Source organism: Thiomicrorhabdus cannonii, assembly GCF_013391695.1.
GTDB classification, from domain to species: Bacteria; Pseudomonadota; Gammaproteobacteria; order Thiomicrospirales; family Thiomicrospiraceae; genus Thiomicrorhabdus; species Thiomicrorhabdus cannonii.
In genome coordinates this window covers 1-397 of record NZ_JACBGH010000046.1, presented here as the reverse complement: position 1 = coordinate 397, position 397 = coordinate 1, and the positions used below count along the sequence as shown (strand labels likewise).

The following is a 397-nucleotide window of genomic DNA, read 5'->3' as shown; positions in this document are numbered from 1 at the left end:
GGCAGGAAGAGCGAGAGCTGCCATTCGTCGGCGATCCAGACCCTTGGCTATCCAGCCAGGTCTCGGCTATGCCTGACGGCGGGATGCAAAAGATGAGCGCTGCATTGCTGGCGGCCGTGGCTGAAGACCCCACGCTGCTTGAGCCTGTGCGCGGCTGGTACCGCAGGCAGTACGAGAACGCGAGCAAATCTCCACGCGGCACCGATATCGCCGGAATCGTTCTATTTGCCTTGGACGGAGTCTTCCTCGCCGAAATGATGGGTTTTCCGACGTTTGCTGCCGAAGACCTTTCTCGACTCATGCACACCCTCCAGGCGCTCGCCCGCGGCGAACTGGAACTCACCCCTATTGATAAACGCTGATGAAAGGCCTTCCCGTGTCTTGCACTCCCTTTAAA

1 protein-coding gene is annotated in these 397 nt (G+C 59.2%); it reads left to right on the top strand.

The window, feature by feature from the left end:
• Positions 1-362 (top strand): hypothetical protein (locus HZ297_RS11900; RefSeq protein ID WP_439333575.1); only part of this gene is annotated, 362 nt, incomplete at its 5' end.
• Between the last annotated feature and the right edge of the window lie 35 nt (positions 363-397).